The organism is Sterolibacterium denitrificans (genome assembly GCF_900174485.1).
Taxonomy (GTDB): domain Bacteria; phylum Pseudomonadota; class Gammaproteobacteria; order Burkholderiales; family Rhodocyclaceae; genus Sterolibacterium; species Sterolibacterium denitrificans.
Map to the genome: position 1 here is coordinate 1809536 of NZ_LT837803.1, position 16514 is coordinate 1826049.

15 protein-coding genes are annotated in these 16514 nt (G+C 62.1%); 13 read left to right on the plus strand and 2 right to left on the minus strand.

Features of this window, described 5'->3' with window-relative positions:
* Positions 1-160: 160 nt before the first annotated feature.
* Positions 161-1147: a malate dehydrogenase gene (locus tag SDENCHOL_RS08305; RefSeq protein ID WP_154716804.1), complete on the minus strand. Its 987-nt coding sequence runs from the start codon at positions 1145-1147 to the stop codon at positions 161-163.
* A gap of 254 nt (positions 1148-1401) precedes the next feature.
* On the opposite strand from SDENCHOL_RS08305, the gene SDENCHOL_RS08310 reads away from it, so the two are divergent.
* From SDENCHOL_RS08310 to SDENCHOL_RS08370, 13 genes are all read left to right on the plus strand, one after another.
* The gene (locus SDENCHOL_RS08310; RefSeq protein ID WP_154716805.1) at positions 1402-2151 is read left to right on the plus strand and encodes a GntR family transcriptional regulator; all 750 of its coding nucleotides are present in this window, start codon (positions 1402-1404) and stop codon (positions 2149-2151) included.
* Positions 2152-2355: 204 nt separating this feature from the next.
* Positions 2356-2739: a succinate dehydrogenase, cytochrome b556 subunit gene (gene sdhC / locus SDENCHOL_RS08315; RefSeq protein WP_154716806.1), complete on the plus strand. Its 384-nt coding sequence runs from the start codon at positions 2356-2358 to the stop codon at positions 2737-2739.
* Positions 2733-3083 (plus strand): succinate dehydrogenase, hydrophobic membrane anchor protein, encoded by a 351-nt coding sequence (sdhD, locus tag SDENCHOL_RS08320; protein WP_154716807.1) that lies wholly within the window; start codon positions 2733-2735, stop codon positions 3081-3083. The genes sdhC and sdhD overlap by 7 nt, the downstream gene beginning before the upstream one ends.
* A gap of 3 nt (positions 3084-3086) precedes the next feature.
* A complete protein-coding gene (gene sdhA, locus SDENCHOL_RS08325) occupies positions 3087-4874 on the plus strand; it encodes a succinate dehydrogenase flavoprotein subunit (RefSeq protein WP_154716808.1) in 1788 nt (595 codons plus the stop codon).
* Between the two features lie 28 nt (positions 4875-4902).
* The gene (locus SDENCHOL_RS08330; RefSeq protein WP_154716809.1) at positions 4903-5625 is read left to right on the plus strand and encodes a succinate dehydrogenase iron-sulfur subunit; all 723 of its coding nucleotides are present in this window, start codon (positions 4903-4905) and stop codon (positions 5623-5625) included.
* 5 nt (positions 5626-5630) lie between these two features.
* Positions 5631-5885 (plus strand): succinate dehydrogenase assembly factor 2, encoded by a 255-nt coding sequence (locus SDENCHOL_RS08335; protein ID WP_154716810.1) that lies wholly within the window; start codon positions 5631-5633, stop codon positions 5883-5885.
* Between the two features lie 56 nt (positions 5886-5941).
* On the plus strand, positions 5942-7234 hold the full coding sequence (gltA, locus tag SDENCHOL_RS08340) for a citrate synthase (RefSeq protein ID WP_154716811.1): 1293 nt from the start codon (positions 5942-5944) through the stop codon (positions 7232-7234).
* A gap of 92 nt (positions 7235-7326) precedes the next feature.
* Positions 7327-10161 carry a 2-oxoglutarate dehydrogenase E1 component gene (locus SDENCHOL_RS08345; RefSeq protein ID WP_154717413.1) on the plus strand — a complete coding sequence of 945 codons (2835 nt, stop codon included), beginning with the start codon at positions 7327-7329 and terminating at the stop codon, positions 10159-10161.
* Between the two features lie 15 nt (positions 10162-10176).
* Positions 10177-11412, plus strand: a complete 1236-nt coding sequence (odhB, locus tag SDENCHOL_RS08350; RefSeq protein WP_154716812.1) for a 2-oxoglutarate dehydrogenase complex dihydrolipoyllysine-residue succinyltransferase — start codon at positions 10177-10179, stop codon at positions 11410-11412.
* 69 nt (positions 11413-11481) lie between these two features.
* On the plus strand, positions 11482-12918 hold the full coding sequence (lpdA, locus tag SDENCHOL_RS08355) for a dihydrolipoyl dehydrogenase (RefSeq protein WP_154716813.1): 1437 nt from the start codon (positions 11482-11484) through the stop codon (positions 12916-12918).
* A gap of 58 nt (positions 12919-12976) precedes the next feature.
* On the plus strand, positions 12977-14134 hold the full coding sequence (gene zapE / locus SDENCHOL_RS08360; protein WP_154716814.1) for a cell division protein ZapE: 1158 nt from the start codon (positions 12977-12979) through the stop codon (positions 14132-14134).
* A gap of 78 nt (positions 14135-14212) precedes the next feature.
* Positions 14213-14710 carry a peroxiredoxin gene (locus tag SDENCHOL_RS08365; RefSeq protein WP_154716815.1) on the plus strand — a complete coding sequence of 166 codons (498 nt, stop codon included), beginning with the start codon at positions 14213-14215 and terminating at the stop codon, positions 14708-14710.
* Positions 14683-15150 carry an FKBP-type peptidyl-prolyl cis-trans isomerase gene (locus SDENCHOL_RS08370; RefSeq protein WP_154716816.1) on the plus strand — a complete coding sequence of 156 codons (468 nt, stop codon included), beginning with the start codon at positions 14683-14685 and terminating at the stop codon, positions 15148-15150. The genes SDENCHOL_RS08365 and SDENCHOL_RS08370 overlap by 28 nt, the downstream gene beginning before the upstream one ends.
* A gap of 181 nt (positions 15151-15331) precedes the next feature.
* On the opposite strand, the gene SDENCHOL_RS08375 is transcribed toward SDENCHOL_RS08370, so the two are convergent.
* A complete protein-coding gene (locus tag SDENCHOL_RS08375; protein WP_154716817.1) occupies positions 15332-16480 on the minus strand; it encodes a Fic family protein in 1149 nt (382 codons plus the stop codon).
* Between the last annotated feature and the right edge of the window lie 34 nt (positions 16481-16514).

Here is a 16514-nt window from a genome sequence, read left to right on the forward strand (position 1 = left end):
TTCACTTTCGTCATTCCCGCGCAAGCGGGAATCCAGCGCTGTTCCAATCGTCGAAGGCATGGATTCCCGCCTGCGCGGGAATGACGATGCTCTCGGCAAGGAGGCTGGCTGGGGTATCCCGTGGGGAGATGCACCGGCCAGCGCCTTGCTTTTCCGCGGCTTACTTGCCGAGCAGGTGCTTCACGCCGTCGCGCTCTTCGGTGAGTTCCTGCAGCGTGGCGTCCATCTTTTCGCGCGAGAAGGCATCGATTTCGAGGCCCTTGACCAGTTCCCACTTGCCGCCCGCGCAAGTCACCGGCATGCCGTAGATGATGCCTTCGGGAATGCCGTAGGAACCGTCGGAGCAGACGCCCATGGTGACCCACTTGCCGTTGGTGCCCAGCGCCCAGTCGCGCATGTGGTCGATCGCGGCGTTGGCGGCGGAAGCAGCGGAAGACAGGCCGCGCGCCTCGATGATCGCCGCGCCGCGCTTGCCGACGGTGGGGATGTAGGTGTCGCGGTACCAGGCTTCGTCATTCACCAGGCCGACGGCATTCTGGCCGGCGACGCTGCAGAAGCGGATGTCCGGATACATCGTCGGCGAGTGGTTGCCCCAGACGATCATCTTCTCGATCTCGGTGACGGCCTTGCCGGTGCGCGTGGCCAGTTGCGACAGCGCGCGGTTGTGGTCCAGGCGCAGCATGGCGGTGAAGTTCTGGCGCGGCAGATCGGGCGCGGAGTTCATGGCGATCAGCGCATTGGTGTTGGCCGGGTTGCCGACCACCAGCACCTTGACGTCGCGCGCGGCGACGTCGTTCAGGGCGCGACCCTGGACGGTGAAGATCGCGCCGTTGGCTTCCAGCAGGTCCTTGCGCTCCATGCCCTTGCTGCGCGGGCGGGCACCGACCAGCAGCGCGTAGTTGGTGTCCTTGAAGGCGATGTTGGGATCATCGGTCTGCACCACGCCGGCCAAGAGCGGGAAGGCGCAGTCTTCGAGCTCCATGACCACGCCCTTGAGCGCCGGCAGGGAAGGGGTGATTTCGAGCAACTGCAGGATGACCGGTTGATCCTTGCCGAGCATTTCGCCGCTGGCGATGCGGAACAGCAGGCTGTAACCGATTTGACCGGCAGCGCCGGTGACGGTAACGCGAACGGGGGCTTTGGTCATGCTGAGAACTCCTTGGTGTAAAGAATGATGGAAGCCTGGGAAGCCAAAAACCGCTGACTATACACCGGCTTTTCCGGGCTTGAGCTGCTTCCCTGGATAAGGCTGCGGAAAGGATGGAAAGGGTAAAAAAGGGTATTTTTTGCACCACGAATCTTATTGCAGGCCAGCATTATGTGTCAAACGATATTTTATGTCTTATATAAGACATAAATGAATATGGACGATGGCAGGTTTTTATGGTGAAATTCCGCTCCATGTCACAGGACAGCGTATCCGCGCCTACCTTCAGTCCGCTCTACCGCCAGATCAAGACCTTGATACTGCAAGGTCTCGAGGCGGGCGAGTGGCGTCCCGGCGAGCTGATTCCAAGCGAGACCGAACTGGCGTTGCGCTTCAATGTCAGCCAGGGCACGGTGCGCAAGGCCATCGACGAGATGGCGGCGGAGAGCCTGCTGGTGCGCCGCCAGGGCAAGGGAACTTACGTGGCTTCGCATACGGACGCCGGTCCGCGCGAGGCCTTTCGTTTTCTGCGGCTGGTTGCCGAAACCGGCGCCACCGAAACCCTCCAGAGCGTGCCGCTCGAATGCTGGCGAGCCAAGGCGGGTCACGAGGCGGCGCGCACTTTGGGGATCGCCTTCGGCGCGCCGATCATCATCGTGCGGCGTTTGCTGAAATTTTCCGGCAAGCCGGTCGTGATCGAGGAAATCTACCTGCCGGGTGAATTGTTCGGCGGACTCGATCTGGAAATGCTGCAGGCCTACCAGGGACAGGGTTCTTTCTACAGCCTGCTGGAGACCCGCTTCGGCGTGCGCATGCTGCGTGCCGAGGAGCGCATCCGCGCCGTGGCTGCCGACCCGGTCAATGCCAAGCTGCTCGAAGTTGCGCAGGGCACGCCGCTGTTGTCGGTCGAGCGGGTCAGCCATACCTATGGCGATCGTCCCGTCGAATGGCGTCAAAGCCTGTATTCGACGGCGACGCACTATTACTCGAACGAGCTGAGTTGATGCGCTGGTTGCCCCCGTTATCCGTTCATTGCGCGCATGGGCTGGGCGCATACGCTAGAATTCCGAGTTCCGCGTCTGGCAACGGTCAGGGCCGGTTCGAGGTTCCTGGCTTCTTTCCTGCGCGCAGGTTCGAGTCCAAGGCAGCCATGAGCACCATGAATAATCATGAGCAATCACAAGCAACCGTATGGGAGTGAAAAACCTATGTCTGAGTTAACCAAGCAGCGCCCGAAGTTTCTGGATTTGACCAAGATCCAGTTGCCTCTGGCGGCCAAGATGTCGATCCTGCATCGAATCAGCGGCGGTGCAATTTTCCTGTTGCTCCCGTGCCTGATCTACCTGCTGCAACTGTCGCTGGGCACGCCCGAGGAGTTCGAGACTTTTCTGGCCATCACCCGCCATCCGGTGGTCAAGCTGATTTTCCTGGCGTTGACCTATGGTTTCGTCCATCACGTCTGCATGGGCATCCGCCTGCTTCTGATCGACATACACAAGGGCGTGGCAAGGGATACCGCGCGTGCCAGCGCCAAGCTCGTGCTGGTGGCCGGCCTGGTGATTACGGCAATTCTGGGGGTGACGCTATGGTAATGACACGCAATGTGGTGGGCGCCGGCTACGGCTTCGGCGATTGGTTCCTGCAGCGCATCACCGCCATCGCCATGATGGTCTATGTGGTCGTTCTGGCGCTGTGTCTGCTACTCGGGCCGGAACTGAGCCGCGAAAGCTGGCATGCCTTGATGTCCGGCGCGTTCATGCGCGTGCTGAGCGTGGTCTTCATCCTCAGCGTGGCCTACCACGCCTGGGTCGGCGTGCGGAATATCTGGATGGACTACATCAAACCCGTGGGCTTGCGCATCGCGCTGCATTCCGTGACCGCGCTCACGCTGATCGCCTGTGCTGGCTGGGCCACGCAGATACTCTGGAGGCTGTGACAAGTGAATATTCCCGTTCGTAAATTCGATGCCGTGATCGTCGGCGCCGGTGGCGCCGGCCTGCGCGCGGCGATCCAGTTGTCGGAAGCCGGCCTGAAAACGGCCGTACTGACCAAGGTTTTTCCGACCCGTTCGCATACCGTGGCCGCCCAGGGCGGCGTGGCCGCTTCGCTCGGCAACTCCGAGGAAGATCACTGGCACTGGCACATGTACGACACCGTCAAGGGCTCCGACTGGCTCGGCGACCAGGACGCCATCGAGTTCATGTGCCGCAAGGCCAATGAAGTCGTGGTCGAACTGGAGCACTACGGCATGCCCTTCGACCGCCTCGACAACGGCCGCATCTATCAGCGTCCGTTCGGCGGCCACATGTCGAACTTCGGCGATAAGCCGGTACGCCGCTCCTGCGCGGCGGCCGACCGCACCGGCCATGCGATGCTGCATGCGATGTACCAGCGCAACGTCAAGGTCAATACCCAGTTCTTCGTCGAATGGATGGCGCTCGACCTGATCCGCGACGATGAGGGCGACGTGCTGGGCGTGACCGCCATGGACATGGAAACCGGCGAAATCGTCATGTTCCATTCGCGGGCGACGATTTTCGCCACCGGCGGCTCGGGGCGGATTTTCCATTCCTCGACGAATGCCTTCATCAATACTGGCGACGGCCTGGGCATGGCCGCGCGTGCCGGCATTCCGCTGGAAGACCTGGAGTTCTGGCAGTTCCACCCGACCGGCGTGGCCGGCGCGGGCGTGCTGATCACCGAAGGCGTGCGCGGCGAAGGCGGCATCCTGCGCAACAGCTCGGGCGAGCGTTTCATGGAGCGTTACGCGCCGAATGCCAAGGATCTGGCTTCGCGCGACGTGGTTTCGCGCGCCATGGTCACGGAAATCAACGAAGGACGCGGTTGCGGGCCGAACAAGGATTATGTGCTGCTCGACATCACCCACCTCGAACCGGCCACCATCATGAAGCGGCTGCCGGGCATCCGCGAGATCGGCATCCAGTTTGCCGGCGTCGATTGCATCAAGGCGCCGCTGCCGGTGGTGCCGACCTGCCACTACCAGATGGGCGGCATTCCGACCAATCATTTCGGCCAGGTGGTGGTGCCGAAGGGCGATGACCTGAACAGCGTCGTTCAAGGCTTTTACGCCGCCGGCGAATGCGCCTGCGCTTCGGTGCATGGCGCCAACCGCCTGGGCACCAACTCGCTGCTCGATCTGCTGGTGTTCGGCAAGTCGGCCGGCGAGACGGCGGTTGCGGATCTGCAGAAGGGCGTCAGGAATCACAAGCCGATTCCCCAGGAAGCCATCGAGCGCAGCCTTGCCCGCGTCGATCGCCTCAACAACCAGAAGAGCGGCAGCAACGTGCATGAAGTGCGTCTGGACATGCAGCGCGTCATGCAGAAGCACTGCGGCGTATTCCGCTTCGACGACCTGCTGAAGGAAGGCGTGGACATGATCCTCGACGTCGAGAAGCAGGTGCGGCAGACCGAGATCAAGGACAAGTCGCAAGTCTGGAACACCGCGCGCCTCGAAGCGCTGGAGCTCGACAACCTGATCGAAGTGGCCAAGGCGACGATGGTTTCCGCCGAGGCGCGCAAGGAATCGCGTGGCGCCCACGTGCGCGACGATGCGCCGGATACGCCTGCGCATCCGAATGGCCGCGACGACCAGAACTGGCTCAAGCACACGCTGTGGTACAGCGAAGGCAACCGCCTGGCCTACAAGCCGGTGCAGATGAAGCCGCTGACGGTCGATACCATCGAACTCAAGAAGCGCGCCTATTGATGACGGCCCCGAAGACAAGGAAGCAATCATGACTACCGAACACCACAAGCGCAGCGTCAAGTTCCAGATTTACCGCTACAACCCGGACAAGGACGCCAAGCCTTACATGCAGGACATCACGGTCGAGCTGGAAGCCACCGACCGCAAGCTGCTCGATGCCATCGTCAAGCTGAAGTACTACGATGATTCGCTGTCCTTCCGCCGCTCCTGCCGCGAAGGGATTTGCGGCTCGGACGCGATGAACATCAATGGCCGCAACGGCCTGGCCTGCCTGACCGACATCGACTCGCTCAAGCAGCCCATCGTCCTGCGTCCGCTGCCGGGCCTGCCGGTGGTGCGCGACCTGATCGTCGACATGACGCAGTTCTTCAAGCAATACCACTCGATCAAGCCCTACCTGATCAACAACGATCCGCCGCCCGAGCGCGAGCGCCTGCAATCGCCGGAAGAGCGCGAGAAGCTGAACGGCCTCTACGAGTGCATTCTCTGCGCCTGCTGTTCGACCAGTTGTCCGTCGTTCTGGTGGAATCCGGACAAGTACGTCGGTCCGGCCGGCCTGCTCAACGCCTATCGCTTCATCGTCGATTCGCGCGACCAGGCCACCAACGAGCGGCTGGATGACCTCAACGATCCGTATCGCCTGTTCCGCTGCCATACCATCATGAACTGCACCGATGTCTGTCCCAAGGGCCTCAACCCGGCGGAAGCGATCGGCAAGATCAAGGATGTGATGGTGCGTCGCGCCGTCTGATGAACATGAATCCGCCTGTCCTCTCACCTGGACGGCTCAGGTGGCATTCGCGGCGCGCCCTGCTCGAACTCGATCTGGTCCTGGAACGTTTCTGGCAGCGCCAGGAGCAGGATGGCAAGCCGCTCGATGACGAACAGGCGCAGATACTCGGGGAACTGCTGCAACTGGAAGACCACGATCTATGGGATATGCTGTGTGGTCGCCAGGCAGTCGCGGATCCCCGCTGGCAGGCGCTGGTGGCAACACTGGCCAAGGTTTGACCGTTCCGTGCAGCACACCGCAGCACTCCAACTTTTGACTTCACTGGGGATTTACCATGACCAATAAATCTACCGCCACACTCGCGATTGACGGCAAGACCATCGATCTCCCCGTACATTCCGGCAGCATCGGCCCGGATGTCATCGACATTCGCACGCTCTACGGCCAGACCGGCAGCTTCACCTTCGACCCAGGCTTCTTGTCGACCGCTGCCTGCAAGTCTTCGATCACCTACATCGACGGTGACAAGGGCGAGCTGCTGTATCGCGGCTATCCCATCGAACAGTTGGCCGAGCACTGCGACTTTCTCGAAGTCGCCCAGTTGCTGCTGAAGGGAGAACTGCCCAACGCCGCGGAGAAGGAAAACTTCGCCAACATCATCAAGAATCACACCATGGTGCACGAGCAGCTGACCCGTTTCTACCAGGGTTTCCGCCGCGATGCCCACCCGATGGCGGTGATGGTGGGCGTGGTCGGCGCGCTGTCGGCCTTCTACCACGATGCCATGGACATCAGCGACCAGGAGCATCGCGACATTTCGGCCAATCGCCTGATCGCCAAGCTGCCGACCATCGTCGCCATGGCCTACAAATACGGCGCCGGCCAGCCTTTCATGTATCCGCGCAACGATCTTGACTACGCGGCCAACTTCATGCACATGATGTTCGCCGTGCCCTGCGAGACCTACAAGCCGAATCCGGTGCTGACCAGGGCGCTCGACCGCATCCTGATCCTGCATGCCGATCATGAGCAGAATGCCTCGACGTCGACGGTGCGCCTGGCCGGCTCTTCCGGTGCCAATCCGTTCGCCTGCATTTCTGCGGGCATCGCCTGCCTGTGGGGCCCGGCGCATGGCGGGGCGAATGAGGCCTGTCTGCAGATGCTCGAGGAAATCGGCGACGTTTCGCGCGTCGGCGAATACATCAAGCGCGCCAAGGACAAGAACGACAGCTTCAAGCTGATGGGCTTCGGCCATCGCGTGTACAAGAACTTCGACCCGCGTGCCAAGCTGATGCGCGAGACCTGTCATGAAGTGCTCAATGAACTGGGCCTGCACGACGACCGCCTGTTCAAGCTGGCCATCGAGCTGGAGAAGATCGCTCTCGAGGACGACTACTTCGTCGAGAAGAAGCTCTATCCCAACGTCGATTTCTACTCCGGCATCGTGCAGCGCGCGCTGGGCATTCCGACCCCGTTGTTCACTGGCATCTTCGCCATGGCGCGCACCGTCGGCTGGATTTCGCAGTGGAACGAGATGATCGCCGATCCGGAACAGAAAATCGGCCGTCCGCGCCAACTGTATGTCGGGGCCGCGCGGCGCGACGTGAAACCGATCGGGCAGCGCTGATTCTCACGTTCCCGGTTTCCAACGTTCCCAGATTTCGTATTCCCGCTCTCCAGCGTTAGTGTTTTGCCCCTGGCAGGAGTCTGCACCCCATGATGAAGCAAATGCTCGGCAATTCATATCTCTTCGGTGCCAATGCGCCCTTCATCGAAGAGCTCTATGAAAGCTATCTGGAAAACCCGGCATCGGTGACCGATGCCTGGCGCGATTACTTCGACAAGTTGCAGGACCTGCCCGGTGCGCCGCTCGACGTGGCCCACGCGCCCATCGTTGCCTCCTTTGCCCAGCGCGCCAAGCTGGGCACGCTGCGGCCGGCTGCCGTCGCGCCCGTTGCTGACACCCGCCAGGTCAAGGTGCTGCAACTGATCAACGCCTACCGTTTTCTCGGCAATCGCTGGGCGCAGCTCGATCCGCTCAAGCGTGCCGAACGGCCGACCATTGCCGAACTCGATCCGGCGTTCTATGGCTTCACCGAAGCCGATCTCGGCGTCTCCTTCAACACCGGTTCCTTTGCCTTCGGCGGCGAGGAAGCCACGCTGCGCGAGATACTCGAAAGCCTGCGCCAGACGTATTGCGGTTCGATCGGCGCCGAATACATGTACATGAGCGACATCTCGCAGAAGCGCTGGATACAGTCGCGTCTCGAGAGCATCCGCTCGACGCCGGATTTCAGCGTCGAACAGAAGACGCGCCTGCTCGATCGCCTCACCGCCGCCGAAACCCTGGAACGCTACCTGCATACCCGCTACGTCGGTCAGAAGCGCTTCTCACTGGAAGGCGGCGAGTCGGCCATCGTTGCCATGGATGAAGTGGTGCGCCATGCCGGTACTCATGGCACCGAGGAAATCGTCATCGGCATGGCCCACCGCGGCCGCCTCAACGTCCTCGTCAATATTCTCGGCAAGACGCCGCAAATGCTCTTCTCCGAATTCGAAGGCAAGCATGCCGACGAGCTTTCGGCCGGCGACGTCAAATACCACAACGGCTTTTCCTCGGATGTCGCCACGCCGGGCGGCCCGGTGCATTTGTCGCTGGCTTTCAACCCGTCGCACCTGGAAATCGTCAATCCGGTGGTCACCGGCTCGGTCTATGCCCGCCAGCGCTGGCGCAAGGACAGCGCTGGCGAGAAGGTGATGGGGGTGCTGCTGCATGGCGATGCCGCCGTGGCCGGGCAGGGCGTCAACCAGGAAATGCTCAACTACTCGCAGACGCGCGGCTATGGCACGGGTGGCACGGTGCACATCGTCATCAACAACCAGATCGGCTTCACCACTTCCGATCCGCGCGACTACCGTTCCTCGCTGTATTGCACCGACATTTTCAAGATGATCGAAGCGCCGGTGTTCCACGTCAATGGCGACGATCCCGAAGCCGTCGCCCTGGTGACGCGGATTGCCCTCGACTTCCGCAGGGAGTTCAGGAAGGACGTGGTCATCGACCTGATCTGCTTCCGCAAGCTCGGCCACAACGAGCAGGACGAGCCGATGGTCACCCAGCCGCTGATGTACAAGAAGGTGGCGGCGCACCCCGGCACGCGCAAGGTCTATGCCGAGCGCCTGATCAGCCAGGGCGTGATCGGCGCGGACGACCCCGAGCGGATGATCAAGGATTTCCGCGCCGCCCTGGACGAAGGCCGCGTCATCGAAAGTCCCGTGCTCTCCGACTATCACCGCAAGCATGCGGTGGACTGGGCGCCCTTCCTCAACAAGGAATACACCGATACCTGCAACACCAAGGTGCCGCTGGCCGATCTCAAGCGTCTGGCCGGGCGTCTGACCGATGTGCCCGATGAATTCACGCTGCATCCGCGCGTCAAGAAAATCATCGAAGACCGCAAGGCCATGGGGCAGGGCAAGCATCCCATCGACTGGGGCATGGGCGAAACCCTCGCCTACGCCACGCTGGTGGTCGAGGGCTACGGCGTGCGCGTTTCGGGCGAGGACTGCGGGCGCGGCACCTTCTTTCACCGTCATGCCGTGCTGCACGACCAGAACCGCGAGCGCTGGGATGCCGGCAACTACGTTCCCCTCCAGCACATCGACGAAAAGCAGTCGCCGTTCATCGTCATCGACTCGGTGCTCTCGGAAGAGGCCGTGCTGGCCTTCGAATATGGCTACGCGACGACGGAGCCGAACGAACTGGTGGTCTGGGAAGCGCAGTTCGGCGATTTCGCCAATGGCGCCCAGGTGGTGATCGACCAGTTCATCACCTCGGGCGAAGCCAAGTGGGGGCGCCTGTGCGGGCTGGTGATGCTGCTGCCGCACGGTTACGAAGGACAGGGGCCGGAGCACTCCTCGGCGCGCCTGGAGCGCTACATGCAGTTGTGCGCCGAACAGAACATCCAGGTCTGCGTGCCGTCGACGCCGGCGCAGATTTTCCACCTGCTGCGCCGCCAGATGCTGCGCAAGTTGCGCAAGCCGTTGATCGTCATGACGCCGAAGTCGCTGCTGCGCCACAAGGACGCGGTATCTTCGCTCGAGGAGCTCGCTGCGGGCGGCTTCAAGCCGCTGATCGGCGAGACCGAGGAACTCGATGCGAAGAAGGTCAAGCGCGTCGTACTCTGCTCCGGCAAGATCTATTACGACCTCGCCGCCGCGCGCCGTGAAAAGAAGCAGACGGATACCGCCATCCTGCGCGTCGAGCAGCTTTACCCCTTCCCGACCAAGAGCTACGCCGCCGAGCTGAAGAAGTATCCGAATGCCAGGGAAGTCGTCTGGTGCCAGGAAGAGCCGCTCAACCAGGGCGCATGGTATTCCTCCCGCCATCATTTCACCGCCGGCCTGCGCGACGGCCAGGCGCTGCACGTGGTGGCGCGTCCGGCGGCGGCTTCGCCGGCGGTGGGCTACCAGTCCAAGCACAACGCGCAGCAGCGCACCGTCATCGAGACCGCCCTGGGCAGCAGCGCCAAGCTCAAGGGCTCCGCAGAGTAAATCCCAGGAGTCGTCATGCTTATCGAAGTCAAAGTTCCGCAGTTGTCCGAGTCCGTTGCCGAGGCCACGCTGGTCAGTTGGCACAAGAAGGCCGGCGAGGCGGTTTCCCGTGACGAGAATCTCGTCGATATCGAGACGGACAAGGTCGTGCTCGAACTGCCCGCGCCGCAGGCCGGCGTCATCAGCAAGCTCCTCAAGGCGGATGGCGCGACCGTGGTCAGTGGTGAAGTCGTCGCCCTGATCGATACCGAAGGCGCCGCCACGGCGGCGGGAGCGACTGCCACATCCGCACCCGCTCCGGCCAGTGCGCCTGCCGCAGCGCCGGCCGTCATGCCGGCGGCGCGCAAGTTGATGGCCGAGCAGGGCGTCGATGCGGCCAGCCTGCAAGGCACGGGGCGCGGCGGGCGCATCACCAAGGCCGACGTGCTGGGTACCGCCGGCGCATCCTCCGCGCCTGCCGCCGTAGTTACAGCGCCGGCGCCGGCTGCCGCGCCGGTGAAGGCCGCCTTGCCGCAGCCAGTTGCCGTGCAACTGGAAGCCGTGCTCGGCGAGCGTCCCGAGCAGCGCGTGCCGATGTCGCGGCTGCGCGCGCGCATCGCCGAGCGTCTGGTGCAATCGCAGCAGACGGCCGCCATCCTGACCACCTTCAACGAGGTCAACATGGCGCCGGTGATGGAGCTGCGCAACAAGTACAAGGACAAATTCGAGAAGGAGCACGGCGTCAAGCTCGGCTTCATGTCCTTCTTCGTCAAGGCCGCCGTCGCCGCCCTCAAGCGCTATCCGGTGCTGAATGCCTCGGTCGATGGTAACGACATCGTCTATCACGGCTACTTCGACATCGGCATCGCCGTCGGCAGCCCGCGCGGTCTGGTCGTGCCCATCCTGCGCGATGCCGATCAACTCTCGCTGGCCGAAATCGAAAAGAAGATTGCCGAATACGGCGCCAAGGCCAAGGATGGCAAGCTGACGCTGGAAGAGCTCACCGGCGGCACTTTCTCGATTTCCAACGGCGGCATCTTCGGCTCGATGCTGTCCACGCCCATCATCAATCCGCCGCAGTCGGCCATCCTCGGCATCCATGCCACCAAGGATCGCGCCGTGGTCGAGAACGGCCAGATCGTCATCCGGCCGATGAACTACCTGGCGCTGTCCTACGACCACCGCATCATCGACGGCCGCGAAGCCGTGCTCGGCCTGGTGGCGATGAAGGATGCCCTGGAAGATCCGGCGCGTTTGCTGCTCGATCTGTAAGGAGAGACCGAAGGAATGACGGACTCAGGAGTTTCGATCATTCCCATATCCATTTTCCGCGAGTCCATCATGTCCAATCAATTCGATATCGTCGTCATCGGCGCCGGCCCCGGCGGTTATGTTGCCGCCATCCGCGCTGCCCAGCTCGGTTTCAAGGTGGCCTGCATCGAGTCGGAAAGTTATGCCGACCCGAAAGGCGAAGTGCGCCTGGGCGGTACTTGCCTGAACGTCGGCTGCATTCCGTCGAAGGCGTTGCTGCAGTCTTCGGAACTGTACGACCAGGCCAACCATGCTTTCATCATGCACGGAATCGGCATGGAAAACGTCAGCATGGATGTGACGACCATGGTGCGTCGCAAGGAAAACATCGTCACCCAGCTCACCAGCGGTATCCGCGGCCTGTTCAAGAAGAACAAGGTGACGCTGCTGGCCGGACGGGGCAGCTTTGCCGGCCGTGAAGGCGATCTCTGGCAGATACAGGTTGCCGGCAAGGAAGAGACGCAAACCGTGCTCGCCACGCACGTCATCGTCGCCACCGGCTCCAGGCCGCGCCATCTCGAAGGCATTCCGGTCGACAACCGGCTGGTTTGCGACAACGCCGGCGCGCTGTCCTTCGATGCCGTGCCCAAGCGCCTCGGCGTGATCGGCGCCGGCGTCATCGGTCTGGAACTCGGCAGCGTCTGGAAGCGCCTGGGTGCCGAAGTCGACATCCTCGAAGCCATGCCCGATTTTCTTGCCGCCGCCGATCAGGCCGTGAGCAAGGAGGCCTGGAAGGTATTCACCCGCAAGCAGGGACTCAACATTCACCTCGGCGTGAAGATCGGCAAGGTGACGGCGGGCGAGCAGGGCGTCGCGATCGAATATGAAAACGACGCCGGCCCGCAAACGCTCGAATGCGACCGGCTGATCGTCTCGGTCGGCCGCGTGCCGAATACCGACGGCCTCGGTTGCGAGCATATCGGACTGGAACTCGACGAGCGCGGCCGCATCAAGATCGATGCGCACTGCCGCACCAACCTGGAAAACGTCTGGGCGGTGGGCGACGTCGTTCCCGGCCCGATGCTGGCCCACAAGGGCATGGACGAAGGCGTCATGGTGGCCGAGCTGATCGCCGGCCAGGCAGGCCACATCGACTACGGCACCATCCCCTGGGTCATCTACACCCATCCGGAAATCGCCTGGGTCGGCAAGACCGAAGCGCAGTTGCAAAGCGAGGGCATCGCCTATCGCGCCGGCCAGATTCCCTTCGCCGCCAACGGCCGCGCGCTGGGGCAGGGCGATACCACCGGCTTCATCAAGATGTTGGCCGATGCCCGGACGGACCGCATTCTCGGCGTGCATGTCATCGGCAACAATGCTTCGGAGCTGATCGCCGAAGCCGTGGCGGCAATGGAATTCGGCGCCTCTGCGGAAGACATCGCGCGCATCTGTCACGCGCACCCAACGCTCTCCGAAGTCATGCACGAAGCGGCGCTGGCGGTCGACAAGCGTCCTCTGCATTTCTGAACGGCCAAGCCCGCCTTCGCCTCGGCGCATCGCAGAATCGCACAGCAAGGAAGCCGTCTTGCCATACAAGATACTGGGCGTTCCCAAGAACGGCATGATCGACGCGTTCGAAGCCGCGCTCAAGGCGCGCGGCAGCGTCGCCGATCCGGCCCAGCAGGCCGCCGCCCTGCGTCTGCAGGCGTTCTACGACAGCCTGATCGCCTTCAAGGCCACGCGCCGCAATGCCTTGCGCAAGCTGTTGCTGCACCCGCGCCTGCCGCGTGGGGTCTGGTTCTGGGGCGGCGTCGGGCGCGGCAAAAGCTTTCTCATGGACTGCTTCTATGCCGCCGTGCCTTACCGGCGCAAGCGGCGCGTGCATTTCCACGCCTTCATGGCCGAAATCCACCAGCGTCTGCGCGAATATCGTAACGAAGCCGATCCGCTGGCGCTCGTGGCCGAACAGGTGGCCAGGGAAACCCGGCTGCTCTGCTTCGACGAATTCCACGTCTCCGACATCGCCGATGCGATGATCCTCGGCCGCCTGATGCAGGCACTCTTCGATGCCGGCGTGATTTTCTGCATCACCTCCAACTACCCGCCAGACGGTCTTTATCCGAACGGCCTGCAGCGTCATCTGTTCCTGCCGGCCATCGCCCTGCTCGAGGAACGACTGGACGTGATCGAAGTCGACGCCGGCATCGACTACCGTCTGCGTGCGCTGGAACAGGCCGAAACCTTTCTGGTGCCGGCAGGGCCCGCCACCGAAGAAAAGATGCTGGCAACCTTCCGCCAGTTGGCCGGTGGGGAAGGGCATGGACGACCGATCAAACTGCTCGACCGGGAAGTGCAGCCGGTGCGCCGCGCCCCCGGCGTGATCTGGTTCGACTTCGCCACGCTCTGCGGCGGCTTCCGTTCGCAGAACGACTATCTCGACCTCGCGCAACGTTTCCACACCCTGTTTCTTTCCGGCGTTCCCTGCATGAGCCGCGACCAGGCCAGCGAAGCCCGCCGCTTCACCTGGCTGGTCGATGTGCTCTACGATCATCGCGTCAAGCTGATCATCAGCGCCGCCTGCCCGGCCGAAGCGCTGTACACCACCGGTACCCAGGCCAGCGAGTTCCAGCGCACCGTCAGCCGGCTGATCGAAATGCGCACCCACGACTACCTCGCCAGCACTCACCGGATCCAGGATACCGAGGCCACGCCCGCAGCGCCTGTGGCGCAAGCCCTTCATTGAGCGCGGCGGGTGCGCTGCCTTGTCGCTTGGCAAGTCGGGTAGAATCGCCGCATCGTTTGCTGACCGGGGAGACTAAGCGTGCTGAAAATCGGCCAACCGGCGCCGGCATTCACTCTGCCCGATGCTGACATGGAGCTTTTTTCCATGGATTCATTGCGCGGCAAAAAACATGCGGTGCTGTTTTTCTATCCGCGTGACGATGCGCCCTCCTGCACGCGCGAGGCCATCGATTTCAGCGATCATGAAGATGAATTCACGCGGCTGGATTGCGTGATCATCGGGATCAGCCGGGATGACTGTCTGCGTCATGCCGAATTTCGTGACAAGCACGGCCTGTCGGTACGGCTGCTGGCGGATGACGACGGCAAGGTCTGCCGTCAGTACGGCGTCTGCCAGATGAAGGAAAACGATGGCACCAGGAAACTGTGCGTCACCAGTTCGACTTTCATCATCGATAGCCGGGGCATCCTGCGTCACGCCTTTTATGACGTCAAGCCGCATGGCCATGCCGTCGAAGTCCTGCAACTCGTCAAACAACTGGAGAAACCATGCAAATTGCAAAAAATACCGTCGTAACGCTCGATTACCAGGTTCATGACAGCGAGGGCAATCTGGTCGATGATGGTTCGGACCAGCTCGTCTACCTGCATGGCGGCTACGATGACATCTTCCGCGACATCGAGGAAGGCCTCGAAGGCAAGGTCATCGGCGACAAGCTGCAGGTCAAGCTGCAACCCGAGGAAGCCTTCGGTGAATACGACGCGGATATGGTCAACATCGAACCGCGCAACATGTTCCCGTCCGAAATCCAGGTCGGCATGCAGCTCGAACGCGAGGATGGCAGCATGGTCATCGTCACCGACATCGAAGGCGACACCGTCGTCGTCGACGGCAATCATCCGCTCGCCGGCAAGGCGCTGATCTTCGCCTGCAGCGTGGTTGCCGTGCGCCCGGCAACCAACGACGAAATCGAACACCGCCACGCCCACGACGCCTACGGCGGCCATCTGCACTGAGGAGGATGCGGCGGTCCTCCAGAACCAAAAGGAGGCTGTATGAATCCGCACTCAAAGACGGAAAGACGGATTGGCATCGCGTCAAGCGTAAGTGAGGCCATGCGCGAATGGGTCAAGAACCATTCAGCGGTGCAGATCGTCCGACGTCGGGAGGCGCCTTGGCCTTGCGGGCATTCGGCGACTACCGAGTCAACAGTTCGATATACGTTTGATAACTGTAACTCCGGTTCTTTTTTTGCCCGGTCATCTCTGTCACGATGCCCAAATCTTCCAGCACCTTGATGGCCGCCGTTGCGGTGGGGAAGCTGGTATCGAGTTGCTGGCGCACGCGCTCGATGGTGAAGCGCGGCATCATCGGTAGCAGTTCGAAGAGCCGATAGCTCATCGGACTTGCCTTGGCCGATTGCAGCAGGCGTCTGCGGTCTGTGGCGACGAGACTGGCAATTTCAATGATGTTCTTTTCTGCCTCGCCAGCGGCGGTCGTCACGCCTTCCAGAAAGAAGCTTACCCAGGACTCCCAGTCACCCTCCGTGCGGATGGCCGACAGGCAACGGTAATACGCTGCTTGGTGTCGCTTGAGGTAGCCGCTGAGGTACATCAACGGCGCGGGCAGCAATTTCCAATGCTCGAGCAGGGCTGCGATCAGCAGTCGGCCGATGCGTCCGTTGCCGTCGAGAAAGGGGTGGATGGTCTCAAACTGCGCGTGGATGAGCGCCACCTTGACCAGCCGTGGCAAATCCTCCGCCGTATCGTGAATGAACCGCTCCATATCGGCCAGCAGCACGGGAACCTGCGCCGGCGGTGGTGGCACGAAAACCGCGTTACCGGGTCGCGTGCCACCGATCCAGTTTTGCGACCGGCGCAACTCGCCCGGTTGCTTGCCTGCACCGCGCGCCCCGTCGAGCAGACGTCGGTGCGCCTCGCACAATAGCCGCACGCTGATGGGCAACCCTTTGGGGTCGCGCAACTGCTCCCGAGTCCAGCGAAAGGCGCGGAGATAGTTGCTGATCTCCTCCACATCATCGGCATTGCTGACTTTGAAGCCTGCTTCCTCATCGAACAGATCGATCAGTGTGGCTTGCGTGCCTTCGATCTGGGATGTGAGCAGGGCTTCCTTGCGGAGGGCGCTGTACAGCAACCAATCCATCGACGGCACCAGCCCCGACACACCCGCCAGACGCGCAAGCGCCAGTTCGGCCAGTTGATTGAGGTTTGTGAACACCTCGGGTGACAAGGCTGGGTCAGACGGCGGCAAGGTATGAGGTACGAATGCGCGCACCGATTCGCCCAGCGTCGTGGAAATCGAGTAGGTTCCGGTACGGCGTGTCATTGAAAGCAACCTTTAGTAGAGGTCATCAAATTAA

Coding starts and splice junctions, on each gene's coding strand:
- SDENCHOL_RS08305 (WP_154716804.1), bottom strand. CDS start 1,147: ATGACCAAAGCCCCCGTTCGCGTTACCGTCACCGGCGCTGCCGGTCAA.
- SDENCHOL_RS08310 (WP_154716805.1), top strand. CDS start 1,402: ATGTCACAGGACAGCGTATCCGCGCCTACCTTCAGTCCGCTCTACCGC.
- sdhC (WP_154716806.1), top strand. CDS start 2,356: ATGTCTGAGTTAACCAAGCAGCGCCCGAAGTTTCTGGATTTGACCAAG.
- sdhD (WP_154716807.1), top strand. CDS start 2,733: ATGGTAATGACACGCAATGTGGTGGGCGCCGGCTACGGCTTCGGCGAT.
- SDENCHOL_RS08330 (WP_154716809.1), top strand. CDS start 4,903: ATGACTACCGAACACCACAAGCGCAGCGTCAAGTTCCAGATTTACCGC.
- SDENCHOL_RS08335 (WP_154716810.1), top strand. CDS start 5,631: ATGAATCCGCCTGTCCTCTCACCTGGACGGCTCAGGTGGCATTCGCGG.
- gltA (WP_154716811.1), top strand. CDS start 5,942: ATGACCAATAAATCTACCGCCACACTCGCGATTGACGGCAAGACCATC.
- SDENCHOL_RS08345 (WP_154717413.1), top strand. CDS start 7,327: ATGAAGCAAATGCTCGGCAATTCATATCTCTTCGGTGCCAATGCGCCC.
- odhB (WP_154716812.1), top strand. CDS start 10,177: ATGCTTATCGAAGTCAAAGTTCCGCAGTTGTCCGAGTCCGTTGCCGAG.
- lpdA (WP_154716813.1), top strand. CDS start 11,482: ATGTCCAATCAATTCGATATCGTCGTCATCGGCGCCGGCCCCGGCGGT.
- SDENCHOL_RS08370 (WP_154716816.1), top strand. CDS start 14,683: ATGCAAATTGCAAAAAATACCGTCGTAACGCTCGATTACCAGGTTCAT.
- SDENCHOL_RS08375 (WP_154716817.1), bottom strand. CDS start 16,480: ATGACACGCCGTACCGGAACCTACTCGATTTCCACGACGCTGGGCGAA.